The sequence below is a fragment of the Mixta intestinalis genome (assembly GCF_009914055.1).
Classification (GTDB): Bacteria; Pseudomonadota; Gammaproteobacteria; order Enterobacterales; family Enterobacteriaceae; genus Mixta; species Mixta intestinalis.
In genome coordinates this window covers 1,603,848-1,627,663 of the sequence record NZ_CP028271.1, presented here as the reverse complement: position 1 = coordinate 1,627,663, position 23,816 = coordinate 1,603,848, and the positions used below count along the sequence as shown (strand labels likewise).

Annotated in this window: 24 protein-coding genes and 1 riboswitch; of the genes, 12 read left to right on the top strand and 12 right to left on the bottom strand. The window is 54.8% G+C overall.

Annotation, left to right across the window (positions count from 1 at the left end):
* The first annotated feature begins 39 nt into the window (after positions 1 to 39).
* Positions 40 to 846, top strand: a complete 807-nt coding sequence (gene rlmA, locus C7M51_RS07605; protein WP_160621237.1) for a 23S rRNA (guanine(745)-N(1))-methyltransferase — start codon at positions 40 to 42, stop codon at positions 844 to 846.
* Positions 847 to 875: 29 nt separating this feature from the next.
* On the opposite strand, the gene mntP is transcribed toward rlmA, so the two are convergent.
* Both mntP and C7M51_RS22730 read right to left on the bottom strand, forming a co-directional pair.
* Positions 876 to 1,436: a manganese efflux pump MntP gene (gene mntP, locus C7M51_RS07600; RefSeq protein WP_160621236.1), complete on the bottom strand. Its 561-nt coding sequence runs from the start codon at positions 1,434 to 1,436 to the stop codon at positions 876 to 878.
* A 9-nt stretch (positions 1,437 to 1,445) separates the two neighbouring features.
* Positions 1,446 to 1,619: riboswitch (yybP-ykoY riboswitch) on the bottom strand.
* 305 nt (positions 1,620 to 1,924) lie between these two features.
* Positions 1,925 to 2,050 carry a DUF986 family protein gene (locus C7M51_RS22730; RefSeq protein WP_160621235.1) on the bottom strand — a complete coding sequence of 42 codons (126 nt, stop codon included), beginning with the start codon at positions 2,048 to 2,050 and terminating at the stop codon, positions 1,925 to 1,927.
* A 623-nt stretch (positions 2,051 to 2,673) separates the two neighbouring features.
* Between C7M51_RS22730 and C7M51_RS07590 the strand changes: the two genes are divergently transcribed.
* Complete coding sequence (locus C7M51_RS07590) at positions 2,674 to 4,242, top strand: TerC family protein (RefSeq protein ID WP_160621234.1); 1,569 nt, start codon at positions 2,674 to 2,676, stop codon at positions 4,240 to 4,242.
* Between the two features lie 31 nt (positions 4,243 to 4,273).
* Here C7M51_RS07590 and C7M51_RS07585 read toward each other — a convergent pair whose 3' ends face one another.
* The 4 genes from C7M51_RS07585 to pabB all read right to left on the bottom strand — a co-directional run bounded on the left by C7M51_RS07585 (position 4,274) and on the right by pabB (position 9,692).
* Positions 4,274 to 5,833, bottom strand: coding sequence for an EAL domain-containing protein (locus C7M51_RS07585; RefSeq protein ID WP_160621233.1), 1,560 nt, complete (start codon positions 5,831 to 5,833; stop codon positions 4,274 to 4,276).
* Positions 5,834 to 6,044: 211 nt separating this feature from the next.
* Complete coding sequence (gene sdaA, locus C7M51_RS07580; protein WP_160621232.1) at positions 6,045 to 7,409, bottom strand: L-serine ammonia-lyase; 1,365 nt, start codon at positions 7,407 to 7,409, stop codon at positions 6,045 to 6,047.
* Positions 7,410 to 7,743: 334 nt separating this feature from the next.
* Positions 7,744 to 8,331 carry a CoA pyrophosphatase gene (locus C7M51_RS07575; RefSeq protein ID WP_160621231.1) on the bottom strand — a complete coding sequence of 196 codons (588 nt, stop codon included), beginning with the start codon at positions 8,329 to 8,331 and terminating at the stop codon, positions 7,744 to 7,746.
* Positions 8,328 to 9,692: an aminodeoxychorismate synthase component 1 gene (gene pabB, locus C7M51_RS07570; RefSeq protein WP_160621230.1), complete on the bottom strand. Its 1,365-nt coding sequence runs from the start codon at positions 9,690 to 9,692 to the stop codon at positions 8,328 to 8,330. The genes C7M51_RS07575 and pabB overlap by 4 nt, the downstream gene beginning before the upstream one ends.
* A gap of 98 nt (positions 9,693 to 9,790) precedes the next feature.
* Between pabB and C7M51_RS07565 the strand changes: the two genes are divergently transcribed.
* Entirely contained in the window at positions 9,791 to 9,973 is a 183-nt protein-coding gene (locus C7M51_RS07565) for a YoaH family protein (protein WP_160621229.1), read from the top strand.
* A gap of 1 nt (position 9,974) precedes the next feature.
* On the opposite strand, the gene C7M51_RS07560 is transcribed toward C7M51_RS07565, so the two are convergent.
* Entirely contained in the window at positions 9,975 to 10,328 is a 354-nt protein-coding gene (locus tag C7M51_RS07560) for a RidA family protein (RefSeq protein ID WP_160621228.1), read from the bottom strand.
* A 129-nt stretch (positions 10,329 to 10,457) separates the two neighbouring features.
* On the opposite strand from C7M51_RS07560, the gene yoaA reads away from it, so the two are divergent.
* The 5 genes from yoaA (at position 10,458) to rnd (ending at position 16,906) form a co-directional block, all read left to right on the top strand.
* Positions 10,458 to 12,368 carry a DNA repair helicase YoaA gene (yoaA, locus tag C7M51_RS07555; RefSeq protein ID WP_160621227.1) on the top strand — a complete coding sequence of 637 codons (1,911 nt, stop codon included), beginning with the start codon at positions 10,458 to 10,460 and terminating at the stop codon, positions 12,366 to 12,368.
* Between the two features lie 57 nt (positions 12,369 to 12,425).
* Positions 12,426 to 13,127 carry a tRNA (adenosine(37)-N6)-threonylcarbamoyltransferase complex dimerization subunit type 1 TsaB gene (tsaB, locus tag C7M51_RS07550; RefSeq protein ID WP_160621226.1) on the top strand — a complete coding sequence of 234 codons (702 nt, stop codon included), beginning with the start codon at positions 12,426 to 12,428 and terminating at the stop codon, positions 13,125 to 13,127.
* Between the two features lie 59 nt (positions 13,128 to 13,186).
* Positions 13,187 to 13,774, top strand: coding sequence for a Slp family lipoprotein (locus C7M51_RS07545; protein ID WP_160621225.1), 588 nt, complete (start codon positions 13,187 to 13,189; stop codon positions 13,772 to 13,774).
* A 213-nt stretch (positions 13,775 to 13,987) separates the two neighbouring features.
* Positions 13,988 to 15,667 (top strand): long-chain-fatty-acid--CoA ligase FadD, encoded by a 1,680-nt coding sequence (gene fadD / locus C7M51_RS07540; RefSeq protein ID WP_160621224.1) that lies wholly within the window; start codon positions 13,988 to 13,990, stop codon positions 15,665 to 15,667.
* Positions 15,668 to 15,778: 111 nt separating this feature from the next.
* Positions 15,779 to 16,906, top strand: coding sequence for a ribonuclease D (rnd, locus tag C7M51_RS07535; protein ID WP_160621223.1), 1,128 nt, complete (start codon positions 15,779 to 15,781; stop codon positions 16,904 to 16,906).
* A gap of 54 nt (positions 16,907 to 16,960) precedes the next feature.
* Here rnd and minE read toward each other — a convergent pair whose 3' ends face one another.
* Genes minE through minC form a run of 3 tightly spaced genes read right to left on the bottom strand, consistent with a single transcriptional unit; the run spans position 16,961 to position 18,766 of the window.
* Positions 16,961 to 17,230, bottom strand: a complete 270-nt coding sequence (gene minE, locus C7M51_RS07530; RefSeq protein ID WP_038625795.1) for a cell division topological specificity factor MinE — start codon at positions 17,228 to 17,230, stop codon at positions 16,961 to 16,963.
* 3 nt (positions 17,231 to 17,233) lie between these two features.
* Positions 17,234 to 18,046, bottom strand: a complete 813-nt coding sequence (gene minD, locus C7M51_RS07525) for a septum site-determining protein MinD (RefSeq protein ID WP_160621222.1) — start codon at positions 18,044 to 18,046, stop codon at positions 17,234 to 17,236.
* Between the two features lie 30 nt (positions 18,047 to 18,076).
* Positions 18,077 to 18,766 (bottom strand): septum site-determining protein MinC, encoded by a 690-nt coding sequence (gene minC / locus C7M51_RS07520; RefSeq protein ID WP_160621221.1) that lies wholly within the window; start codon positions 18,764 to 18,766, stop codon positions 18,077 to 18,079.
* Between the two features lie 160 nt (positions 18,767 to 18,926).
* Here minC and C7M51_RS07515 point away from each other — a divergent pair, with 160 nt between their 5' ends.
* The 4 genes from C7M51_RS07515 (at position 18,927) to C7M51_RS07500 (ending at position 21,589) form a co-directional block, all read left to right on the top strand.
* Positions 18,927 to 19,202 (top strand): YcgL domain-containing protein, encoded by a 276-nt coding sequence (locus C7M51_RS07515; protein ID WP_160621220.1) that lies wholly within the window; start codon positions 18,927 to 18,929, stop codon positions 19,200 to 19,202.
* 86 nt (positions 19,203 to 19,288) lie between these two features.
* The gene (locus tag C7M51_RS07510) at positions 19,289 to 20,374 is read left to right on the top strand and encodes a lytic murein transglycosylase (protein WP_160621219.1); all 1,086 of its coding nucleotides are present in this window, start codon (positions 19,289 to 19,291) and stop codon (positions 20,372 to 20,374) included.
* Between the two features lie 48 nt (positions 20,375 to 20,422).
* Positions 20,423 to 21,082, top strand: a complete 660-nt coding sequence (locus C7M51_RS07505) for a fumarylacetoacetate hydrolase family protein (protein ID WP_160621218.1) — start codon at positions 20,423 to 20,425, stop codon at positions 21,080 to 21,082.
* A gap of 60 nt (positions 21,083 to 21,142) precedes the next feature.
* Positions 21,143 to 21,589, top strand: a complete 447-nt coding sequence (locus C7M51_RS07500) for a YcgN family cysteine cluster protein (protein ID WP_160621217.1) — start codon at positions 21,143 to 21,145, stop codon at positions 21,587 to 21,589.
* 15 nt (positions 21,590 to 21,604) lie between these two features.
* On the opposite strand, the gene dsbB is transcribed toward C7M51_RS07500, so the two are convergent.
* A complete protein-coding gene (gene dsbB, locus C7M51_RS07495; RefSeq protein WP_160621216.1) occupies positions 21,605 to 22,141 on the bottom strand; it encodes a disulfide bond formation protein DsbB in 537 nt (178 codons plus the stop codon).
* 129 nt (positions 22,142 to 22,270) lie between these two features.
* Entirely contained in the window at positions 22,271 to 23,809 is a 1,539-nt protein-coding gene (nhaB, locus tag C7M51_RS07490; RefSeq protein ID WP_160621215.1) for a sodium/proton antiporter NhaB, read from the bottom strand.
* Positions 23,810 to 23,816: the final 7 nt, after the last annotated feature.

Below are 23,816 nucleotides of genomic sequence, written 5' to 3'. Positions count from 1 at the left end.
CGTGTAAAATGCGCGCCTGTTTCAGCCAGAGAACGCGTTATGCATTATCTTTGCCCCCTCTGTCAGCAACCGCTGACGCTGATTAACCACAGTTGGCGCTGCGCGCAGCAGCATCAGTTTGACCAGGCGAAAGAAGGCTATGTCAACCTGCTGCCCGTGCAGCATAAACGCTCCAGAGAGCCCGGCGACAGTGCGGAAATGATGCAGGCGCGGCGGCAGTTTCTTAACGCGGGCCATTATCGACCGCTGCAACAGCACGTGGCATCATTGCTGGCGCAACGTTTACCGGCGTCGGCAACGCTGTTGGATATTGGCTGCGGTGAAGGCTATTACACTGCTGCGGTAGCCGATGCGCTGGATGCAGAGTCACGCGTATGCGGGCTGGATGTTGCTAAAGTGGCGATTCGCGCGGCGGCGAAGCGCTATCGCAACATCGATTTTTGCGTTGCTTCCAGTCACCGTTTGCCCTTTGCCGATGCTTCGCTGGATGGCGTTTTACGTATTTATGCGCCCTGTAAAGCGGCAGAGCTGGCACGCGTAGTCCGTCGCGGCGGCTGTTTGCTGACCGTAACGCCGGGGCCGCGCCATCTGATGCAGTTTAAGGCCTTAATCTATCAGCAGGTCAAGCTGCATGAGACGCAGCAGGAGACGCTACCGGGATTTGAGCTGGAACAGGAAGATCAGCTGAGCTATCCGCTGTCGCTGACGGGAGAGGAGGCGGTTACATTATTGCAAATGACGCCTTTTGCATGGCGTGCCAGTCCCGCTGTCTGGCAGCGGCTACGTGACAGCGCTACCTTTGCCAGCGAAGCGGATTTTATGGTGCGTCTCTGGCGTCGCGACTGATCTGACGCCCGCGCCTTATGCGGCGGGCCTCAGGCGAAATGCTGCCACAGGATCTCGCCGCCGATGGCGATCAGCACCACGCCGCCGAGGATCTCGGCACGTTTCCCCAACAGTGGACCAATCAGCCGCCCGATGAGCATGCCGATAGTGGTCATGGTAAAGGTGGAAAGGCCAATCAGCAACGCGGTCAGCAAAATATTGACCTGTAAAAATGCCAGGCTGACGCCGACCGCCAGGGCGTCGAGGCTGGTAGCGATAGCGGTGGTAGCCAGCAGCAGCAGGCCGTGCTGCTGCACCGGCTCGCAGGGCGTACTGTGCTGACGGCAACCTTCAATAACCATACGTCCGCCTAAAAAGCAGAGCAGGATAAAAGCGATCCAGTGATCCCAGCGGGCAACAAATTGGGTAGCAAACTGGCCCAGGCTCCAGCCTATCAACGGCGTGATCGTTTCAATGATGCCAAAAATAAGGCCGGTACGTAGCGCTTCGCGGATACGTGGACGTTGCAGGGCGGCGCCTTTACCGATTGCGACGGCAAATGCGTCCATAGACATGCCAAATGAAAGGATAAGCAGAGCGGAAAAGTTCATCGAAGTCGTAACCTCGGCCGGGAATACCATAACCTGATGCGCCTTCCCAACCAGACAGGCACATCGGTCAATGGTCTCGCCTACCAGAATTGGTCGCACATGCCACGTTGAAATAACAACGAGTATGTTGACAGGTGCATTTCCGTATTAAACAGAAATCGGCTACTCCCCAATAACGGCGCTCACCTTACCACATAATTATTTTTCGTCAAATAAAATTATAATACCGGACGCGTTATATGGATAAAGGAAAAGAAGATGATAAGCAGGAGTAAAAATAATCCTGATAATGTTAAGGGAATGGTAAAATAATAAGCGGTGACGGTTTCTCGTGCCGCCAATATAGCAAAGGCTATATGCCTTTTGCTATATTTTAACTTTTTGATTTATAATCATTTATGTGAAATATCTTCCGGCTTGTCCAGTTGTTGTAGCTGAGAAATTCGTTTTCTCTGTCCAGGCTGAATAATCAGAACGCCGTCCTCAGATCAATTCATACCCTTTATGCGATCATAATTAATCCATCCGTTGTCGAAGAAAAAGCCTGGTTCCTGAAGTAATTTGTGTGGCGTACGAATCCACAACAGATTAATCAATACCGCTATCAATGCCATTAATCATGCTGTAGCGAGTGGCAGTCAGAATATTCTAAATAAGAATCATTATCATCTCGATAAAATAAAGCGGGTAATTTTATTGCGTCGCTGTGAAGAACAGCTGAATGTATTTGCTCACGGCTGCGCGGCATAATCGATCGCCCGCCAATTCAGATAATCGCCATTATGCGCCAGACAGATTTTCCTGCGGTTGTGCGAACCTGACACCAGCCGGGCAGTGCTTATGGATATAACCGGCACTCCGGAGACCCCTGCCCAATAGATTCTGGTCCGTGCAAAAATGAGTACTGTGACCGCTCTCGTTTGTTTGCATGCTTATTTTTTCATTTTAAATAATTTGGTTGGTTGTTGTGGCTACGTAAATTTTTGTTAATTTCGCCAAATCAAATTGACGATCCGGCGGCGGCTGTTAATATCAACTTTCCTTTTTAACTACAGGAGTAGCGGGCCTCAGCCCTCCCTATGGACTGTCACCGAAGTTGCCTATCCACGCCACCGGGTCATCCGGCTTGTTTCTTTACGCCTGTCGGCGTCACACATTGTTTTTCTGCCTGCTTCCGTTGCGCTACGGTCACTGAACCCTGCGTCCGGTTTTCCTGTTGCTTTTTTCGGAGTCTGTAATGGAATTCCTTTTAGATCCTTCGATTTGGGCCGGTCTGCTGACGTTGGTTGTTCTGGAGATCGTGCTGGGTATTGATAACCTGGTATTTATCGCCATCCTGGCCGATAAACTGCCGCCGAAACAGCGCGATAGAGCGCGCCTGATTGGCCTGTCGCTGGCGCTGTTGATGCGTCTGGGGCTATTGTCGCTGATATCCTGGATGGTAACGCTGACGAAGCCGCTGTTTACTGTTGCGCAGTTCAGCTTTGCCGGACGCGATCTTATTCTGCTGGCGGGCGGTATCTTTCTGTTGTTTAAGGCGACCATGGAGCTGCATGAGCGGCTGGAAAACCGTCAGCACGACGGCGATGGCAACCGAAGCTATGCCAGCTTCTGGGCAGTTGTTATTCAGATTGTGGTGCTGGACGCCGTGTTCTCCCTTGATGCGGTGATAACCGCCGTGGGTATGGTTAACCACCTGCCGATCATGATGACCGCCGTAGTGATCGCCATGGGCATCATGCTGCTGGCCTCGAAGCCACTGACTAACTTCGTTAACGCTCATCCTACGGTAGTAGTGCTGTGCCTCAGCTTCCTGTTGATGATCGGCCTGAGTCTGGTAGCGGAAGGCTTCGGCTTCCATATTCCAAAAGGCTACCTCTACGCGGCTATCGGTTTCTCGATTCTGATCGAACTGTTTAACCAGATCGCGCGTCGTAACTTTCTGCGCCATCAGTCGCACCGTCCCATGCGTGAGCGTACCGCTGAAGCCATTCTGCGTCTGATGGGTGGACGTCGTGGTGTCGCGCAGCAGGCGGAAACCGGCAGTGTGCCGGTTGAAAATCCAACTCTGCCGCAGGAAACCTTTAAGGATGAAGAGCGTTACATGATTAACGGCGTGCTGACGTTGGCCTCGCGCTCTATCCGCAGCATCATGACGCCGCGTGGCGATATCTCCTGGGTGGATGCCACCAGGCCGCTGGATGAGATCAGAATGCAGCTGCTGGATACCCCGCACAGCCTGTTTCCGATTTGTCGTGGCGAGCTGGATGAAGTTATTGGTGTGGTGCGGGCGAAAGAGCTGCTGGTGGCGCTGGAGCACGGCGTTGATATTGGCACCTTTGCCGCCTCATCGCCGCCGATTATCGTGCCGGAAACGCTCGATCCGATTAACCTGCTGGGCGTGCTGCGTCGTGCCAAAGGCAGCTTCGTGATTGTGACCAATGAGTTCGGTGTGGTACAGGGGCTGGTTACGCCGCTTGACGTGCTGGAAGCGATTGCCGGTGAATTCCCGGATGAGGATGAAACGCCCGATATCATTGCTGATGGTGACAGCTGGCTGGTGAAAGGCGGTACCGATCTGCATTCGCTACAGCAGTGGCTCGACTATCACCAGCTGGTGAAACCAGGCGATGATTACGCCTCGCTGGCGGGCCTGCTGATCGCTCAGAAAGGGCAGCTGCCGCAGCCGGGTGAAGTCATTGATATGCCGCCGCTGCATTTTACCATCGTTGAGGCGACCGATTACCGTATCGATCTGGTGCGTATTACCAAAGATCGCTCGCCACACGAAGATGAAGAAGAGTAATCCTGCGCCGGAGCATTCAACGCTCCGGCAATCAGCATTTCCCGCTTTGCTGCTCTGCCAGCCAGGCGGGAAATGCCTCCAGCGGCATCGGTCGCGCATAAAAATAGCCCTGTAGTGTATCCACGCCGCGCTGACGCAGATAGCTTGCCTGTTCGGCGGTCTCCACGCCTTCCGCCACCAGCCGAATATTCAGGCGCTGGGCCAGTGAAATCACCATATCCGTTACCGTTGCATTAATGGCATCGGTGCCGATGGCGGCGGTAAAGATCTTATCCAGCTTCAGTACATCCGGACTTAGCGTTTTCAGATAAGAGAGCGAACTGTGACCGGTACCAAAATCGTCAATCGCTACCTTGACGCCCAGCTGGTGCAGCTGAGCAACTACCGCCTGATCCACCACCGGCAGCGCATCGCGCTCGGTTAGCTCCACGATAAGACCGGGTAACGGATTGGCGGGCCACCACAGCTTCTGCAAATCATCAACGATCGCCCGGCGGTGAAAATGACTGGCGGCGACGTTAATCGCAATATGAAAATTTGCGCACTGCGGCAGTTGGGGCAGATGCTGTACCACCTCCGTAAGAATAAAGCGCGTCAACGGCGCTACCAGATTCTGGCGTTCAGCCAGCGGAATAAATACATCGGGGGAAATCCATCCCTGGCGTGGGTTATGCCAGCGCAGCAGCAGTTCAATACCGCAGCAGTTGCCGCTGTTGCCATCAATCAGCGGCTGGCAGTAAACCATAAACTCCTGTGCCGAAAGGCCATAACTGATCTGCCATGACAGGCTCATGCGGTTGGCGGTCGCCAGCCAGACGATATAGCCTGTCAGCAGGCTGAGCAGCAGGGCCAGCGGCAGCTGTGAAGGCAGTGACAGCAACGCGAGGTGGGACGGTGCCGGACCAAACAGCGTAATGGTGAAAGGGTAGCGTAGCGAGCTTTGCTGATAGCTGACCTCATCTTCAGACGGCATCGCCTTTTCGATCAGCGGATTGCCATATTCCAGGCTTTTGCCGCCCACGTTGAAAATCGCACGCTCCACCCAGGGCAGCGTCGGTTCCAGCAGATAGCTGCTCATCAGTTCGATATTGATAACCTGTAAAATACCGGCGCGATTATCCAGTGATTTGGGTGTCCAGAGCAGCAGTACCGGCGATCCCTTTAACAGGTAGTCATCCACGCTGAGCGCCATATGTTGATTATTTACCGCCAGCTCCGGGTAGGTATCGCTAAAGGAAATAGCACGATCGCCATAAATACTTGAGCAGTAGATTAGATCGTTATCCACCAGCAGAATAGCGCGTACGGTTTGCAGCGAGGAGATTTTTTCGTTGAGCAAAAAGCGCACGTCGTTACAGCTCAGCCCTATCAGTGCCAGCGTATTATTGGCGGAGACATCCAGCGGCGAGAAAAAACGATCGAAGCGCTGAATCGCGTTATCAGCGAAATGATACGACTGCTGTTCAATGCGGTTTTTTTCTTCAAAAAAACGAAAGGTTAACGTCAAAATAAGCACCAGCGCAGCGACTATCGACGCAATAAATAACCGTTTCCGTCGAAACTGTCCGACAACCTGCTGGGATACTTGCATCCGTAGCCACCCTGAAAGCACAAATAAAAAACCGACATTTTGATATCGGCAATCGCCGCATTAAGTTTAGTTACGTCAATGAAAAAAGCGTTTTGTCTGGCGAAGAAGTGCTGGCGGTGAAACAGAATAAACGCTGTGACAGCCGGGGCTTCGGGCATAAAAAAGGCAGCGTTAAAAAACGCTGCCGTAGTTAATGCGGTGACGATATTGATTAGTCGCACTGCACCTTAATGGCAAGACCGCCGCGTGAGGTTTCACGATATTTGGCGTTCATATCTTTACCGGTTTCGTACATCGTCTCGATAACTTTATCGAGGGACACGCGAGCCTCGCTGGTGCGGCGCAGCGCCATGCGCGCTGAGTTGATCGCCTTAACCGAGGCGATAGCGTTACGTTCGATGCAGGGCACCTGTACCTGACCGGCAACCGGATCGCAGGTCAGACCGAGGTTATGCTCCATACCGATTTCAGCAGCAACGCAAACCTGTTCCGGGCTGGCACCCAGCAGTTCGGCCAGGCCCGCTGCCGCCATAGAGCAGGCCACGCCGACCTCACCCTGACAGCCAACTTCGGCACCGGAAATAGAGGCGTTCATTTTATACAGCGCGCCAACCGCTCCTGAAGCGAGGAAATAGCGGATGAAAATATCGGGGCTGACCGATTCGATAAAGTGATCGTAATAGGCCAGCACCGCCGGAACGATACCGCAGGCACCGTTAGTCGGCGCGGTCACTACGCGTCCACCAGCGGCGTTCTCTTCGTTAACCGCCAGGGCAAACATATTTACCCAGTCGATAACGTTCATCGGATCGTTAGAAAGCTTGCCGGAAGAGACCAGCATCCGACGCAGCGCGGCGGCACGGCGCGGTACGCGCAGCGGACCAGGCAGCACGCCCTCGGTATTCAACCCGCGATCGATACAGTCGCGCATGGTTTGCCATACGGCGGCGAAATAGCTTTCGATCTCCTGGCGGCTGTGCAGCGCCAGCTCGTTTTTCATCACCAGACCGGAAAGAGAAAGACCGGTTTCACGACAGTGCGCCAGCAATTCCTGCGCTGAGTTGTAAGGATAGGGGACGGAAACCTCATCCAGCACCGACTGGCCAAAATGTTCTTCGTCGACGATAAAACCGCCGCCGATAGAGTAGTAGGTCTTACTGTAAATGCGTTCTTCACCAGCGAAAGCGTGGATACGCATGCCGTTCTCATGCAGAGAAAGGTTTTCGCTGCGGAAGTTCATTCCGCCGTCGCGCGGGAAATCAACCTCGTGCTGGCCGTTCGCCAGCAGCAGACGTTCACGCTGTTCAACGTCGCGAATAAAAGCGGGGATGGCATCGATATCCACGCTTTCAGGCGATGCGCCAGCCAGGCCCATAATAATGGCGATGTCAGTATGATGGCCTTTACCGGTGAGTGAAAGCGAGCCGTAGACTTCTACGACGATGCGCGTAACGTCCAACAGCCGGTTATCCCGGATCAAATCATCGACAAATTGTTTGCCGGCTTTCATCGGGCCCAGGGTATGGGAACTGGACGGGCCAATGCCGATCTTAAACATGTCGAAAACGCTAATCACGCTACACGCTCCTTAATTATTCATTGCGCAGTGCAAAAATGCACAGCGTATAGTAATCATCCCGGTGGTTAAAAATTCATCTTTTCGCATGAAATAATCTAATTACTTCCAGCAGGAAAACTTATTCACGCTGGAGAAATGATCAGAACGATGAATACCACGGCAATTTTTTGCCCTGAACCAAACTTATCCGAAACGGCATCAGAAATCTCCTGGTGGTTCAGCGCGCCAAATATAACGACTTTGGCCCGTTTGGGAAGTGATTTGGGTCGCTTACTGAAGAAATTTTAGTGAAATATCATGAAAAGCGTGCTTTTTACACAATATTAGTTGGCTAAATGGCGTTCAGTTCAGGCATTACCTGTAGGCTAAGCTGACGAATAATACCCGCCGTCATGCCCCAGACAAAGTAATCCTGATACCAGGAAAGCCAGACACGATGATGCAGGCCGCCACGATGAATATCCAGTGGCGCGTAACGGGAGAGGCGCAGCGCTTCCTGTAGCGGCATTTCGAAAATGGCGTCCACCTCATCGGCGTTGGGATACCAGCGCAGATCCGGCGGAATAATCGCCACTACCGGCGTCACCTGAAAACCGGTGCTGCTGCTTACCGCTGGCAACGTACCGATAATGCGTACCTGCCGCGGTTGCAGGCCAATCTCTTCATGCGCCTCGCGCAGGGCGGTAACGTGGAGCGAGATATCGCTGGCATCGCGCATTCCGCCGGGAAACGCCACCTGGCCCGCATGTTTGCGCAACTGAAGGGCGCGTCGGGTCAGCAGCAGCCCCGGCTGCTGGCGTGCGACAACCGGCACCAGCACCGCCGCCTGACGGCGCGCCGGGGGCGCTGGCGTCACGATCGGCGGCGGCTGTAGCTGAAAGCGCGTCAGGAAACTATCAAGCGTCAGCAGAGAACTCATAGCGTCTCGTTTTCCAGTACGGGCAAAATCCGGCGCAGCTTATGCAGCGTCTCCTGATATTCCAGTTCCGCTTCGCTGTCCGCCACGATGCCGCCACCGGCGGCGCAGTAAAGCTGACCCCGTTCGGCAATCAGCGTGCGAATGGTAATGCTGCTGTCCATCTTTCCGCAACTGCTCAGATAGCCGATGCTGCCGCACCAGGCATTGCGCCGCTGCGGTTCCAGCGTTTCGATGATCTCCATTGCCCGTACTTTCGGCGCGCCGGTAATCGATCCGCCGGGAAAACAGGCGCGCAGCAGATCGCAGGCGCTCAGTTCTGGCTTCAGGCGGGCGCGTACCGTGCTGACCAGATGGTGCACGGCGGGGAAGGGTTCGACAACAAACAGCTCCGGTACCGTTACGCTGCCCGGCTGCGCCACGCGTCCAATATCGTTACGCAGCAGATCGACAATCATCAGATTTTCCGCACGATCTTTTTCCGAATTCGCCAGTTTTAACGCCTGCTGGCGATCTGCCTGCGCATCTTCCAGACGCGGCAGCGTACCTTTAATCGGGCGTGTTTCGATTCGATCGCCATCCAGCGCCAGAAAACGTTCCGGTGACAGACTCAGCACCGTGCTCTGCGGCAGGCGCAAAAAGGCGCTAAAAGGTGCACGATTGCTGCGGTTCAGACGCTGAAACGCCTGCCACTCATCGCCCTGATAAGCGGCCTGAAAGCGCTGTGCCAGATTGACCTGGTAGCAGTCGCCCGCCTGTAGCCAGGCCTGTATGCGTTCAAAGCGTTCGCGGTAGCCTTCCGGCGTCATGTTTGACTGCCAGCGGCTGGTAAGCTGAAAGGGCGTGCCTGGCCGATGAGGCGGCAGCGCATTGAGCCAGCGTAGCCGCGCGCCGTCGCCCTGACGATCGATAAGCGTTAACCTCTGCTGCTGATGGTCAGCAATCAGCGCCCAGTTATAGATACCTGTGGCCATATCTGGCGTGAAGAGATCCGCATCCGCCTGCTGCGGCAGGCGCTCGAAGCGTCGGCCCAGATCGTAGCCAAACAGCCCCAGCGCGCCGCCCTGAAATGGCAAGTCATCACGCGGTGGCACGGAGGCAAGCAGCGCCGCCTGCTCAGCCTGCAACAGCGCCAGCGGATCGGCGGTTGATTCCGTGACACTGTCACCTTTAACGATGCGCGTCAGCCTGCCAGCGGTTTCCAAAGTGGCAACAGGATCGGCCACCATGATATCGAAGCGGCTGTCGGGGTGATCGGCAAAACCAGAGCTGAGCAGCATCGCCCAGGGCAGATGCGCCACGCGTTGAAATAAGCTGGAAAGCGCGTCAGGCGCATAGGGTAAAGCATGGTAGACTACGGGCATCACTCTCTACGGCATCGGTAGTGGACAAACGGCAAGCCTGGCATATTTTGCCTGCGCTGACATCTGTTTGTTACGCCATTAAATCAACAGGAGCCAGGATGTTTACAGGTTTACCGGCGTTAAGCCACGAGCAACAGCAACAGGCAGTAGAACGCATTCAGCAGCTGATGGCTGACGGCATGAGCAGCGGCGAGGCGATTGCGCAGGTGGCGCAGGAAATCCGCCAGACGCATACTGGCGGACATATTGCGGCACGTTTTGAGGATGAAGAGGAAGAATAAATCAGGCCGGGTTCAACGCGGCGATGATTTTAATTTCTACCCTGTATTTCGGGTTCATCAGGCTGGCCTGCACGGTGCAGCGCACCGGCGCGTTGCCTGGTGATACCCAGGCATCCCAGGCGCGATTCATGGCGGCGAAATCTGCTTTATCCACCAAAAAAATCGTAGCGTCGAGGATCCGGCTCTTATCCGATCCGACGCGCGTCAGCAGTTTATCAATCACCGCCAGCGCGTTTGCGGTCTGCGCTTCGGCATCCTCATCCAGATTTTCCGGTACGCTGGTGTAATAGACAGTGTCGTTATGAATAACCGCTTCCGACATGCGGTGTTCAGGATCGATACGGGTAACAGACATAGCTGGCTTCCTTATTCCATGTTTTACCCCACTAGCCTGGCACAGTTAGCCCTGCGCTGTCATCTGTTGTAGAGCAGGGGCAGGAATGCTGACATAATCAGGCCGTTTTAATACAACCCGTGAGGATATGTGGCAGACGATTTTGCAGCCGATGGCGCTCTGGCGCAGGCGATACCGGGCTTCAGGCCGCGTGCGGCGCAGCAGCAGATGGCGACAGCGGTCGCGCAGGCGATAGCCGCGCGCAGTGAACTGGTGGTTGAGGCGGGAACCGGCACCGGAAAAACCTATGCTTACCTGGCACCGGTGCTGCGCGCCGGTAAAAAGGCGATCATTTCTACCGGATCGAAGGCGCTACAGGATCAGCTTTACAGCCGCGATCTGCCGTTACTGACAAAGGCGCTGGCGTACAAAGGCAAAACTGCGCTGCTGAAGGGGCGCGCCAACTATCTCTGCCTGGAGCGGCTTGAACAGCAGGCGATGACCGGCGGCGAACTCAACGTACAGATGCTCAGCGATCTGGTTTATCTGCGCAGCTGGGCCAGTGAAACACTGGATGGCGATATCAGCAGCTGCGGCGGCGTGGCAGAAGACAGCGCCATCTGGCCGCTGGTGACCAGCACCAATGACAACTGCCTCGGCAACAATTGCCCGCTCTATAAAGAGTGCTTTGTGGTAAAAGCGCGCCGCCGGGCAATGGATGCGGATGTGGTGGTGGTTAATCATCATCTGTTTCTGGCAGATATGGTTGTGAAAGAGAGCGGTTTTGCCGAATTGATCCCGGAAGCGGACGTCATGATTTTCGACGAAGCGCATCAGGTGCCCGATATTGCCAGCCAGTACTTCGGCCAGCAGCTCTCCAGCCGTCAGCTCCAGGATTTAGCCAAAGATATAATTATCGCCTATCGCACCGAAGTACGAGACGTTCAGCAGCTGCAAAAATCTGCCGATCGCCTGGCGCAAAGCGCGCAGGATTTCCGGCTGGCGCTGGGCGAACCCGGCTTTCGCGGTAACCTGCGCGAAGTACTGGCCGATCGCGATGTCCAGCGGGCGTTGACGCTGCTGGATGATGCGCTGGAGCTGTGCTACGACGTGGCAAAAATGTCGCTGGGGCGGTCTGCGTTGCTGGATGCTGCTTTCGATCGCGCCTCGCTCTATCGCACACGGCTGAAGCGCCTGAAAAATATCAATGAACCGGGCTTCAGCTACTGGTATGAATGTACCTCGCGCCATTTTGTGCTGGCGCTGACGCCGCTTTCCGTCTCCGAGCGCTTTCGCGAAGTGATTAACGAGCGTCCCGCCGCCTGGATATTTACCTCAGCTACGCTGGCGGTAAACGAACAGATGACGCACTTTATGGAGCGGCTGGGCGTGCAGCAGGCACAGAGTATGATCCTCACCAGCCCGTTTGACTATGCGCGCCAGGCACTGCTCTGCGTGCCGCGCGATCTGCCGTCGCCCAATCAGCCCGGCGGCGCGAAACAGCTGGCGCGACGCCTGCTGCCGCTGATTGAAGCCAACAACGGACGCTGCTTTTTCCTCTGTACCTCCCATCAGATGATGCGTGCGCTGGCGGAAGAGTTTCGCGCCAGCCTGACGCTGCCGGTGCTGCTACAGGGCGAAACCGGCAAGGCGCAGCTGCTGAAGCAGTTTGTTGAGGCGGGAAACGCGCTGCTGGTGGCCACCAGCAGTTTCTGGGAAGGGGTGGATGTGCGCGGCGATGCGCTGTCGCTGGTGATTATCGATAAGCTGCCGTTCACCTCGCCGGACGATCCGCTGCTGAAGGCGCGAATGGAAGACTGTCGCCTGCGCGGCGGCGATCCCTTTGATGAAGTGCAGCTGCCGGATGCGGTAATAACCCTGAAACAGGGTGTGGGGCGACTGATTCGCGATGTTGAAGATCGCGGTGTGCTGGTCATTTGCGATAACCGGCTGGTGATGCGTCCGTATGGCGCGGTATTTCTTAACAGTCTGCCGCCGACGCCGCGTACCCGCGATCTCGATCAGGCCGTGCGTTTTCTGCATCGCTCCGATGACAAGTAATTCCTGTCAGGCTGTGCTAAGATGCGCGCCGAAAAAAATTTCTCGCCTGAGGTTGTTATGTCCGCGCGAATTTTAGCTATTGATACCGCTACTGAAGCCTGTTCGGTAGCGCTGTTGCTGGAGGGCGTTGTTGATGCCCATTTTGAACTTTGCGCACGCGAACATACCCAGCGCATTTTGCCGCTGGTCGAAGCGATGCTGACGCGCCATCAGCTGGCGTTAACCCAGCTGGATGCGCTGGCGTTTGGGCGCGGTCCAGGCAGCTTTACCGGCGTACGTATCGGCATAGGTATCGCGCAGGGACTCGCCTTCGGCGCGGGTTTGCCGTTATTGGGCGTCTCTACGCTGATGACCATGGCAGAAGCCGCATGGCAGCGACACGGTGCCCGCCGCGTGCTGGCGGCGATCGATGCGCGTATGGGGGAAGTCTATTGGGCGGAGTATCAGCGCACCGATGACGGCGAATGGCTGGGCGAGCAGAGCGAGGCCGTATTAAAGCCGGAGGCGGCGCTGGCGCGCATGCAGCAGCTGTCGGGTGAGTGGACGACGGTCGGCACTGGCTGGCAGGCGTGGCCGCACCTTATGGCAGAAAGCCCGCTGACGCTCCAGACCAGTGAAATTACTCTGCCGAGCGCCGAGGCGATGCTGCCGCTGGCGCAACGACTGTGGCAGCAGGGCAAAGCGTTGCCGCCGGAGCAGGTGGAACCCGCCTATTTACGTAATGAAGTCGCATGGAAAAAATTACCGGGTCGCGAATAGGCTGGCAGCAACTTAATTATTGCGCAATAGTCTAATCTGGCAGTTCCCAGGAGAAAGCTATGCGTAAATATCTAATTAATGGAGCGACCATAATGGTTGCACTGCTGTTGACCGGCTGCGTCACTATTCCTGACTCAGTGAAGAGCCGTTCACCCATGCCACAGCAGGATCTGCTGCGCGTAAATAATGCACCGCAGCTTTATGTCGGTCAGGAGGCCCGCTTCGGCGGTAAAGTGGTGAAGGTAACTAACCTCGACGGTCATACACGGCTGGAGATCGCCACGCAGCCGCTGGATGACGGGGCGCGTCCGATTCTGGGTTCTGCGTCGGTTGGGCGGATCTGGGCTGACGTCAACGGTTTTGTCGATCCGGTTGATGTGGTTAACCAGATGGTGACGGTTGTCGGCACCATTAAAGGTAGTGAAAAAGGCACCATCGGCAAGGCCAGTTATAACTATGTTGTACTGGCGGTAAGCGGCTATCAGCGCTGGCATTTACAGCAGCAGGTCGTGATGCCGATGCAGCCAATTGATCCCTGGATCTGGTATGGGCCCACGCGGCACCATCCGGGTTACTGGGGACCCAATCCATGGATGGGTTATTACAATACCGGTCCTGCTCAGGTACAGACTTTTCTTACTGAGTAAGCGTGACGGTAGTTGTATTGCGGCCCGGCCACAGGCGATGTGACCGGGCCGTTTTGTTATTAATAATAAAGAAAATTTAGTGATGGGCTTCGCAGCCTGAAAAGCGCGCACCAGGCATACTGGTACAATGAGTTAATATAATGTTAACCATTGTTAATGAATATGCGCATCGAGGCTGTGATGGCGATTAAATATGATTTCCGAGGTGAATCCTTGAATAAGGTCTGGCTGAACCGTTATCCCGCCGATGTGCCTGCCGAGATTGACGCTGACCGCTACACGTCATTGATCGATCTGTTTGAGCAGGCGGCCCAGCGTTATGCTGAACGTCCCGCATTTATTAATATGGGGCAGTCGATGAGCTTTCAACGACTGGAACAGCGTAGCCGGGCTTTCGCCGCGTATTTACAGCATAAGCTGGGATTAAGCAAAGGCGATCGGGTAGCTATTATGATGCCCAACCTGTTGCAATACCCGGTAGCGCTGTTTGGCATTCTGCGCGCCGGAATGGTGGTGGTTAATGTCAACCCGCTCTATACCCCGCGCGAGCTGGAACATCAGCTTAACGACAGCGGCGCTAAGGCGATTGTTATTGTTTCTAACTTTGCGCATACCCTGGAAAAAGTGGTGGCGAAAACGCAGGTTGAGCATGTTATTTTGACCCGGCTGGGCGATCAATTATCGCCGGGTAAAGCCACGCTGGTGAATTTCGTCGTTAAATATATTAAGCGGCTGGTGCCGAAATATAATCTGCCGGATGCCATTTCGTTTCGCAGCGCGTTACAACAGGGGGGGCAACTGACCTATACCCGCCCGGCAATTAACAATGACGATCTGGCATTTTTACAATATACCGGTGGCACTACCGGCATTGCGAAAGGGGCAATGCTGACGCACCGTAATATGCAGGCGAACCTGGAGCAGACCAAGGCTACTTACGGTTCGCTGCTGCGTGACGGTAAAGAACTGGTGGTAACTGCGCTGCCGCTGTACCACATTTTCGCCCTGACCGTGAACTGCCTGCTTTTTATTGAGCTGGGCGGGCAGAATCTGTTGATTACCAATCCGCGAGATATCCCAGGCTTTGTGAAAGAACTGGGGAAATATCCTTTTACCGCGATTACCGGCGTCAATACGCTGTTTAACGCGTTGCTGAACGATAATAACTTCCAGCAGCTCGATTTTTCCACGCTGCGCCTTTCCGCCGGTGGCGGTATGTCAGTACAAAAAGCGGTGGCGGAGCGCTGGGAAAAACTGACCGGTCACTATCTGCTGGAGGGCTACGGCCTGACGGAGTGCTCGCCGCTGGTGTCGGTCAATCCCTATGATATTACCTGCCACAACGGTAGCATTGGCCTGCCTGTTCCTTCGACCGATATCAAGCTGGTGGACGATAACGGCGATGAAGTGGCGGAAGGGCAGCCAGGCGAGCTGTGCATCAAAGGCCCGCAGGTGATGATGGGCTACTGGCAGCGCCAGGACGCCACCGATGAGGTACTGAAAGCGGGCTGGCTTTATAGCGGTGATATCGTCAGCGTCGATAAAGAGGGCTTTTTACGCATTGTCGATCGTAAAAAAGATATGATCCTGGTTTCCGGCTTCAACGTTTATCCCAACGAGATTGAAGATGTGGTGATGCAGCATCCAAAAGTGCGCGAGGCGGCGGCGATTGGCGTGCCCAGCGATCTTTCCGGCGAAGCGGTAAAAATCTGTATCGTCAAAAAGGATGATTCGCTGACCAAAGAGGAGCTGATCGCCCACTGTCGCCGCCAGCTGACCGGCTATAAGGTGCCAAAGATCGTTGAGTTTCGTGACGAGCTACCGAAGACCAACGTGGGCAAAATCCTGCGCCGCGCCCTGCGTGATGAGATAAGCAAAGCGCCTGCCGCCTGACCGGGCGTAATATGATAGACTGGTAACGAAACGCCGGACAATCCGGCGTTTTTACTGTCATTTTACTGAGTATCAGCGACGTGAACGAACCGCTGCCAAGAGAGCAAGGATTTGAATTACACCTACATCACGACCAATGAAGCGCTGGAAGCCTGCTGTGAGGCGGCGCGCCAACATCGCGCGATTGCGCTCGATACCGAATTTGTCCGCACCCGCACCTACTATCCGCAGCTGGGCCTGTTGCAAATCTATGATGGTGAACAGGTTACGCTGGTGGATCCGTTAACGATTACCGCCTGGCAACCGCTGATCGATCTGCTGAGCGATGAGAAGGTAACCAAGTTTTTGCATGCCGGTAGCGAAGATCTGGAGGTTTTCCTGCACAGCTTCGGCGTATTGCCGACGCCGCTTATCGATACGCAAATTCTGGCGGCCTTTAGCGGACGTCCGCTCTCTATGGGTTTTGCCGCAATGGTTGAAGCCTTTACCGGCGAAGTGCTGGATAAGAGCGAATCGCGCACCGACTGGCTGGCGCGCCCGCTTTCGACACGTCAGTGCGACTATGCCGCCGCCGATGTATTCTGGTTGCTGCCAATCGCCCACACCTTAATGGATGAAACCGCATCGGTGGGGCGGCTGGAGGCGGCGCGGAGCGAATGCCTGCTGCTTTGCCAGCGCCGTACCGATATCCTGCAACCGCAGGAGGCGTATCGCGAAATCGGTAATGCTTCGCTGCTGCGCCCGCGTCAGCTGGCGGTACTGCAACGTCTGGCGGCCTGGCGTCTGAAGGTGGCACGTGAAAAAAACATGGCGGTCAACTTTGTGGTGCGCGAAGAGAACCTGTGGAAGGTGGCGCGCTATCAGCCAGGTACGCTGGGCGAGCTCGATCATCTGGGCCTGAGCGGTCACGAAATCCGCTTCCACGGCAAAGCGATGCTGGAGATGGTGGCCGACGCTAACGCGCTGCCAGAAGAGAGCCTGCCGTCGGTACTGGTCAATATTAATGAGCATCCGCACTACAAAAAAGCTTTTAAGGCGCTGAAGGCGGTGGTGCAGGGCGTCAGCGAGCGCAGCGGGTTAAGCACCGAGCTGTTAGCGTCGCGTCGTCAGATTAATCAGCTGCTTAGCTGGCACTGGCAGATTAAACCGCGCGAACGACTACCGGAACTGATAAGCGGCTGGCGGGGCGAACTGATGGAGCCGGAAATCAGGCAGGTGCTGGCTGACTATCCGCAATAGCCAGCAAAAATTTTCCCCTGCGTAAGGCAGGGGAAGATCAGGAATGGAGAAGGGTCATTTCGCAGCTTCTTCCATTTCCGGCAGCGTTACGTTGAGCTCCAGTATCGATATATCGTCGCCGCGCTGATCCAGCTGCACGGTGACCATTTCTGGATCGATCTTCACATATTTGCAGATCACTTCCAGAATATCGCGCTTGAGCTGCGGGAGATAATGGGGCTCGCTATCGCCCCTCCTGCGTTCAGCTACGATAATTTGCAGCCTTTCCTTGGCGATATTAGCGGTGTTCTTTTTACGGGATAAAAAGAAATCGAGTAAGGCCATGGTTTATCCCCCGAACAGGCGTTTCAGGAATCCCTTCTTCTCTTCTTCAATGAAGCGGAAGGGACGTTCTTCACCGAGTAAACGGTCAACGGTATCGGCATAGGCTTTACCCGCATCAGATTCTTTATCCAGAATCACGGGCTCACCCTGGTTAGAGGCGCGCAGCACCGACTGATCTTCCGGGATTACGCCAACCAGCGGAATCCGCAGAATTTCCAGCACGTCTTCCATGCTCAGCATATCGCCACGGCTAACGCGACCTGGGTTATAGCGCGTCAACAGCAGATGTTCTTTTACCGGCTCCTGACCATTTTCAGCGCGGCGCGATTTAGAGGCAATAATGCCAAGAATACGATCGGAATCGCGCACGGAAGAGACTTCCGGGTTAGTGGTAATAATGGCTTCATCAGCAAAATAGAGCGCCATTAGCGCGCCGGTTTCGATACCCGCCGGTGAATCACACAGCACGAAGTCAAATTCCATTACGTTCAGTTCATTCAGAACTTTCTCAACGCCTTCGCGCGTCAGAGCATCTTTGTCTCGGGTTTGTGAAGCAGGCAGTATATAGAGGTTTTCTGTGCGTTTATCTTTAATCAGTGCCTGGTTCAACGTGGCGTCGCCCTGGATCACGTTAACGAAATCATAAACTACGCGTCTTTCACAGCCCATAATCAGATCGAGATTACGCAGACCGATATCAAAATCGATCACCACGGTTTTTTTCCCTTTCTGTGCCAGACCGGTTGCGATGGCCGCGCTTGACGTGGTCTTGCCAACGCCCCCTTTGCCGGATGTAACTACAATAATGCGTGCCATATATAAGAATTCCTTATAAAGAAAAGGGGCCTAATTCAAAGTCTGTATTGTCAGCGCGCCATCCTTCAGGCTAAGGCGCGCCGCTTTCGCAAAATATTCCGCCGGAATCTGATCCATAATCCAGTACTCGCCCGCTATGGAAACCAGCTCCGCAGATAAACTGGTACAAAATATCTGGCAGTTGCGATCGCCGCTGGCACCTGCCAGCGCCCGACCACGCATCATGCCGTAAATATGTATATTGCCGTCGGCGACCAGCTCAGCGCCCGCGCTGACGCTATTGATAACAATCAGGTCGGCGTTGCGAACATAAATCTGTTGACCGGAACGTACCGGCGTCGTCACCACGCGAGTTTTTGTCACCACGCTTTCTGACGCGGGTGCCGCGATTGGTTCAGGACTTCTCTTTTGTTCTTTACCTTCCGACAAAATTGGCAGACCGGCGCGGGCAATCATGTGCTTCAACGCCTCATCTTTACAGCCACTAACGCCAACAATACGTAATCCCGTTGAAGCGATAGCCTGCTGCATCTGCTTCCAGTTTACCTCGCCGTCCAGCGCGGCAACGTTTAAAACCACGGGCGCATTTTTGAGAAAGGCGGGGGCCTGGTCAATTTTGTCCTGAAGCGCCTGACGAACCACATCGGGATGCGTGTGGTGTAAATGAACAACAGACAGAGTAAAACTACTGCCTTTAAACTCGATTGGCGTTTGCGACATCTGTCCTGGCTCAGTCCTGTTATGTCTAAACCCGACTAAATTATGCCTGATTTAGCCAGCGCGTAATCAAGGCGGGACATTATTCCTAACTACTGCAAGCATGTTATAGTTACTGTTATATTGAGGCAAGACACCACCCCGCTTAATTCGAGTAAAAAATATGTTTTGTGTGATCTATCGAAGTCCCCTGCGAGACCAAACTTATCTCTATGTTGAAAAAAAAGACGATTTTTCCCGCGTGCCGGAAGCGCTGCTGCGCGGCTTTGGTAAACCGCAGCTGGCTATGGTGTTACCCCTTGAACGCACTAAGAAACTAGCTAATGCCGATCTGGAAAAAGTAAAACAGTCGCTACAGGAACAAGGTTATTATTTACAGCTTCCGCCGCCGCCAGAAAATCTGTTGAAATTACATCTGGAAAAACGCAAAACGTCTTAATTAAGATTCATCTGTAAAATAATAAGTCGTTGAATAAATCTTCAATTTAATTACCGCTGGCCGCAATGGATTAATAAGGAGCCGCTATGAAGCTAAATGCCCCAGGTGCAACATTGCTTGCAATAATGCTGGCGGGATGCGCCAGTGAAAATAGCGCCTCGCCCACACCGCCATCGGTCAGCGCTACCGCCACGCCCGTTACCAAAAGCGGCGGCTTTTTAACCGCGCCGGAGGGGAAGACCACGCTGGCGCAGCAGGGCCGCGATCCGGCGCAATTCCCCGGTTACGTTGAACAGCTTAAGGCACAGGCGCGCGCGCAGGGTATCGATGCGCAGACGATTGACAGCGCCTTCGCGAACGTTCATTTCGTCGATCGGGTTATTAAATTAGATCGCAATCAGCCGGAAAAGAAAATTACGCTGGATGACTATCTGGCGCGCGTCATGCCGGAGAAAAAAATCGCGCTGGCGCGCAGCCGCTATCAGCAATATCAGCGCGAGCTCGGCGCGGTCAGCCAGCAGTACGGCGTGCCGCCGCAATATGTCGTGGCGCTCTGGGCAATGGAGAGCAACTTCGGTCAGATCCAGGGGCGTGAGGATATTATTTCAGCGCTCGCGACGCTGGCGTTTGAAGGCCGTCGCGAAAGCTTTTTCACCGGTGAGCTAATGGCAGCGTTAAAAATGATCCAGCAGGGGCATATCAGCGCGGCGGAGATGAAAGGCTCCTGGGCTGGCGCGATGGGGCAGAACCAGTTTATGCCCAGCTCTTATCTGCGCTACGGCGCTGATGGCGATGGCGACGGTAAAATCGATATCTGGCGTAACACCGATGATGTCTTTGCCTCAACGGCAAACTACCTGGCAAAAGAGGGCTGGCAGGCCAGTGAAGGTTGGGGAAGTGAGGCGGTGCTGCCGGTCGATTTCGATGTCAAACTGGCAGGTATTAAAACCGGGCAGGCAAAAAGCGTCGGCGACTGGGAGAAACTGGGCGTCCGGCTGAGCGATGGCGCAGCGCTGCCTGATACCCGGCAGCGCGCCTGGGTCGTTTTGCCGGATGATATGGCCGGACGCGCTTATCTGGTTTATGACAACTTCCGCACTATCATGCGCTGGAATCGCTCTTATTATTTCGCTATCAGCATTGGCAAAATGGCGGATGCGGTAGCACAGTAATAGACTGGCGTCGGGGCGACGCTGGTCACACTCAGTAAGGGGAAAGATATGTATCAACATCGTAACTGGCAGGGCGCGCTGTTAGATTTTCCGGTGAGTAAGGTTGTGTGCGTCGGCAGCAACTACGCAAAACATATTAAAGAGATGGGCAGCGCAACGCCGCAGGAGCCGGTAATTTTTATCAAACCGGAAACGGCGCTGTGTGACTTGCGTCAGCCGCTGTCGATTCCGCAGGATCTCGGTGCGGTGCATCATGAGGTTGAACTGGCGGTGCTGATTGGCGCTACGCTGAAACAGGCCAGTGAAGCGCACGTGGCACAGGCGATAGCGGGCTACGGCGTTGCGCTCGATCTCACCCTGCGCGATATCCAGGCCGGCCTGAAAAAAGCGGGTCAGCCGTGGGAAAAGGCGAAAGGGTTTGATAACTCTTGCCCACTCTCCGGTTTCATTCCCGCCAGTGAGTTCAGCGGCGATCCGCAGCAGAGCGAGCTGAAGCTGGTGGTCAATGGTGAGGTGCGTCAGCAGGGCAGCACCGCCGATATGATCACGCCGCTGCTGCCGTTGATTGCCTATATGAGTAAATTCTTTACCCTGCGCGCCGGTGATGTCATTCTGACCGGCACGCCCGAGGGCGTAGGGCCGCTGCACGCTGGCGACAAGCTGGAAGTGTCGCTGGCCGGTCACGGCGTGAGTACGCGCGTGCTGTGATACTTGCATCTCAGGCCTGAACTGTTTATAAGGTGCGCTTTTGCTTAACCGGACATCACAATGACTGATACCCCTTTCTGGCAGGTGAAAAGCCTGGAACAAATGAGTGATGAGGAATGGGAATCCTTGTGCGATGGTTGCGGACAGTGCTGCCTGAATAAGTTGCAGGATGCCGATACGGATGAAATCTATTTCACCAATGTCGCCTGTGACCAGCTCAATATCAAAACCTGCCAGTGCCGTAACTACGAGCGCCGCTTCGAATATGAAGAGGACTGCATCAAACTGACGCGTGAAAATCTGCCGACCTTCTCCTGGCTGCCGCCCAGCTGTGCCTATCGTCTGCTGGCGGAAGGAAAAGGATTGCCGGTATGGCATCCGTTACGCAGCGGCTCAAAGGCCGCCATGCATGCCGCACGTATTTCCGTGCGGCATATTGCGGTGCGTGAAAGTGAGGTAGTGGACTGGGAAGATCACATTATCAATCGACCGGAATGGAAAGCCTAATCCAGCCGCGCCCGATTACGCCACGTTGCTAAAATGCTCCTGGCGCTTTGGTTTAAACGCCTGCGCAATCAGTACCAGCAGCGCCACAAGCAGATAGGCGGCAAAAATCACCATTAGCCACTCCGGCATGCCCAGCGTCAGGAAGGACCAGACGCGCTCGGCACAGTCGCCGGAAGCGACGAAAACCGACGGCAGCCATTTATCCAGCGGTAACCAGCTGGGGAAACGGGCAGCAAAATCGCAAGTGACAAAAGGGCTTGGGTGCAGCTGAATCATGGTATGTTCATAAGAGAGACGTAGTCCCTCCCAGGCACTGTAAAGCCAGATTACCAGCGCCGCATAGCGCAGCGGCGTTTTCGGTGCGATAGCTCCTGCCAGCCCGGCACCCATAACGCCAAACAGCGCGCAGCGTTCATAGATGCACATCACGCAGGGTTTGAGCAGCATGACGTGCTGAAACCACAGCGCCACCATTTCAAGCGCAAATGCAGTCAGCGCCAGTAACAGCCAGGCGCCGCGTCCTGTTGAGCATTTATTAAGATATCGCAACATAATTCATTCCATGTCATTAGCGTTGAACCGGCAGTGTAAAACAAAAAAATTTCGCTGCCAGCCAGGGCAGCGAAAAAAAGTGGATCTGAATTAACCTTATCGTCTTTTACCGCGGTAGCGGATAGCACGCTACAGTACCGGCAGGGTTAACCAGCCATGCTGCATCAGCCACTGCGTCACTGGTTCAAGCGTATACATAATGCAGAACAGCCCAACCAGAGAAAGTACCAGCGTATAGGGCAGCGCCATCCACACCATGCGCCCATAGGAGAGGCGGATGAGCGGTGCCAGCGCTGAAGTCAGCATAAACAGAAACGCCGCCTGGCCGTTAGGCGTGGCTACCGATGGCAGGTTAGTACCGGTATTGGTGGCTACCGCCAGCAGTTCAAACTGTTCCAGACTGATAGCGCCGTGGGTAAAGGCGTTTTTCGCCTCGTTGATATAGACCGTACCGACAAAAACGTTATCCGAAATGGAAGAGAGCAGACCGTTAAAAACATAAAACCAGGTCAGCTGCGTATTGGCTTCAGCCTGCAATACAAAGTGAATTAACGGGCTGAACAGGTTTTGTTCCACAATAACAGCGACGATGGCGAAAAATACCGTCAGTAGCGCGGTAAACGGCAACGCTTCGGAAAAGGCGCGTCCAATCACATGCTCATCGGTCACGCCGCACAGCGAGGTCGCCAGAATAATGACCGACAGGCCAATCAGCCCCACTTCAGCCAGGTGCAGCGCCAGTGCACAGATCAGCCAGACGGCGATAATGCCCTGTATCCACAGATTCAGTCTCTCCTGGCGGGTGCGTTTCTGGCTCGCTTCGCGATCGTAATCCATCAGCACGGCGCGCACCTTCTCCGGTAGCGGTTCACCGTAACCAAACAGGCGAAAACGCTCCAGCACCAGGCAGGTTATTAAGCCGCAAATCAGTACCGGTACGGTAACCGGCGCCATACGCAGGAAGAAGCCAACAAAATCCCAGCTGGCTGCTTTGGCAATAATCAGGTTTTGCGGTTCGCCAACCATGGTCATGACGCCGCCCAGCGCCGTACCCACGCCCGCCTGCATCATCAGGCTGCGTAAGAAGGAGCGGAATTTTTCCAGCGTCTCGCGATGCGCTTCATCACTAAGGCAGCCGTCAGCACCTTCCCCTTCAGAGAGAACGCGATGATAGATATCGTAAAAACCGGCGGCAACGCTGAGCACCACCGCGACCACCGTCAGCGCATCGAGAAATGCGGAAAGGAAGGCGGCGGCAAGGCAGAACGACAGTCCCAGCCAGACCTTAGAGCGAATGGTCAGCAGCAGCCGGGTAAAAACGAACAGCAGCAGCTGGCGCATAAAATGAATACCGGCCACCATAAAAATCAGCAGCAGCAGGACTTCAAGATTATTCGCCAGCTCCTCTTTAACCTGTTCCGCGCTGGCCATGCCGATAACGACGGCCTCCAGCGCCAGCAGGCCGCCGGGCATCAGCGGATAACATTTTAGCGCCATACCGAGCGTAAAAATGAACTCCGCTACCAGCAGCCAGCCAGCAAGAAAGGGGCTGACGAAGAAAAACAGCAGGGGGTTAATCACCAGGAAGCCCAGCAGCGTCAACTTATACCAGTCGGGAGACTGTCCGAGAAAATTACGCGTAAAAGCGCGCCCAGGGGAAATATCCATGTGCAAA

Excerpts from the sequence above, each read along its gene's own strand:
- rlmA (WP_160621237.1), top strand. The coding sequence starts at position 40 with ATGCATTATCTTTGCCCCCTCTGTCAGCAACCGCTGACGCTGATTAAC.
- mntP (WP_160621236.1), bottom strand. The coding sequence starts at position 1,436 with ATGAACTTTTCCGCTCTGCTTATCCTTTCATTTGGCATGTCTATGGAC.
- C7M51_RS22730 (WP_160621235.1), bottom strand. The coding sequence starts at position 2,050 with ATGGCATTGATAGCGGTATTGATTAATCTGTTGTGGATTCGTACGCCA.
- C7M51_RS07590 (WP_160621234.1), top strand. The coding sequence starts at position 2,674 with ATGGAATTCCTTTTAGATCCTTCGATTTGGGCCGGTCTGCTGACGTTG.
- C7M51_RS07585 (WP_160621233.1), bottom strand. The coding sequence starts at position 5,833 with ATGCAAGTATCCCAGCAGGTTGTCGGACAGTTTCGACGGAAACGGTTA.
- C7M51_RS07575 (WP_160621231.1), bottom strand. The coding sequence starts at position 8,331 with ATGAGTTCTCTGCTGACGCTTGATAGTTTCCTGACGCGCTTTCAGCTA.
- pabB (WP_160621230.1), bottom strand. The coding sequence starts at position 9,692 with ATGCCCGTAGTCTACCATGCTTTACCCTATGCGCCTGACGCGCTTTCC.
- C7M51_RS07565 (WP_160621229.1), top strand. The coding sequence starts at position 9,791 with ATGTTTACAGGTTTACCGGCGTTAAGCCACGAGCAACAGCAACAGGCA.
- C7M51_RS07560 (WP_160621228.1), bottom strand. The coding sequence starts at position 10,328 with ATGTCTGTTACCCGTATCGATCCTGAACACCGCATGTCGGAAGCGGTT.
- tsaB (WP_160621226.1), top strand. The coding sequence starts at position 12,426 with ATGTCCGCGCGAATTTTAGCTATTGATACCGCTACTGAAGCCTGTTCG.
- C7M51_RS07545 (WP_160621225.1), top strand. The coding sequence starts at position 13,187 with ATGCGTAAATATCTAATTAATGGAGCGACCATAATGGTTGCACTGCTG.
- minE (WP_038625795.1), bottom strand. The coding sequence starts at position 17,230 with ATGGCCTTACTCGATTTCTTTTTATCCCGTAAAAAGAACACCGCTAAT.
- minD (WP_160621222.1), bottom strand. The coding sequence starts at position 18,046 with ATGGCACGCATTATTGTAGTTACATCCGGCAAAGGGGGCGTTGGCAAG.
- minC (WP_160621221.1), bottom strand. The coding sequence starts at position 18,766 with ATGTCGCAAACGCCAATCGAGTTTAAAGGCAGTAGTTTTACTCTGTCT.
- C7M51_RS07515 (WP_160621220.1), top strand. The coding sequence starts at position 18,927 with ATGTTTTGTGTGATCTATCGAAGTCCCCTGCGAGACCAAACTTATCTC.
- C7M51_RS07510 (WP_160621219.1), top strand. The coding sequence starts at position 19,289 with ATGAAGCTAAATGCCCCAGGTGCAACATTGCTTGCAATAATGCTGGCG.
- C7M51_RS07505 (WP_160621218.1), top strand. The coding sequence starts at position 20,423 with ATGTATCAACATCGTAACTGGCAGGGCGCGCTGTTAGATTTTCCGGTG.
- C7M51_RS07500 (WP_160621217.1), top strand. The coding sequence starts at position 21,143 with ATGACTGATACCCCTTTCTGGCAGGTGAAAAGCCTGGAACAAATGAGT.
- dsbB (WP_160621216.1), bottom strand. The coding sequence starts at position 22,141 with ATGTTGCGATATCTTAATAAATGCTCAACAGGACGCGGCGCCTGGCTG.
- nhaB (WP_160621215.1), bottom strand. The coding sequence starts at position 23,809 with ATGGATATTTCCCCTGGGCGCGCTTTTACGCGTAATTTTCTCGGACAG.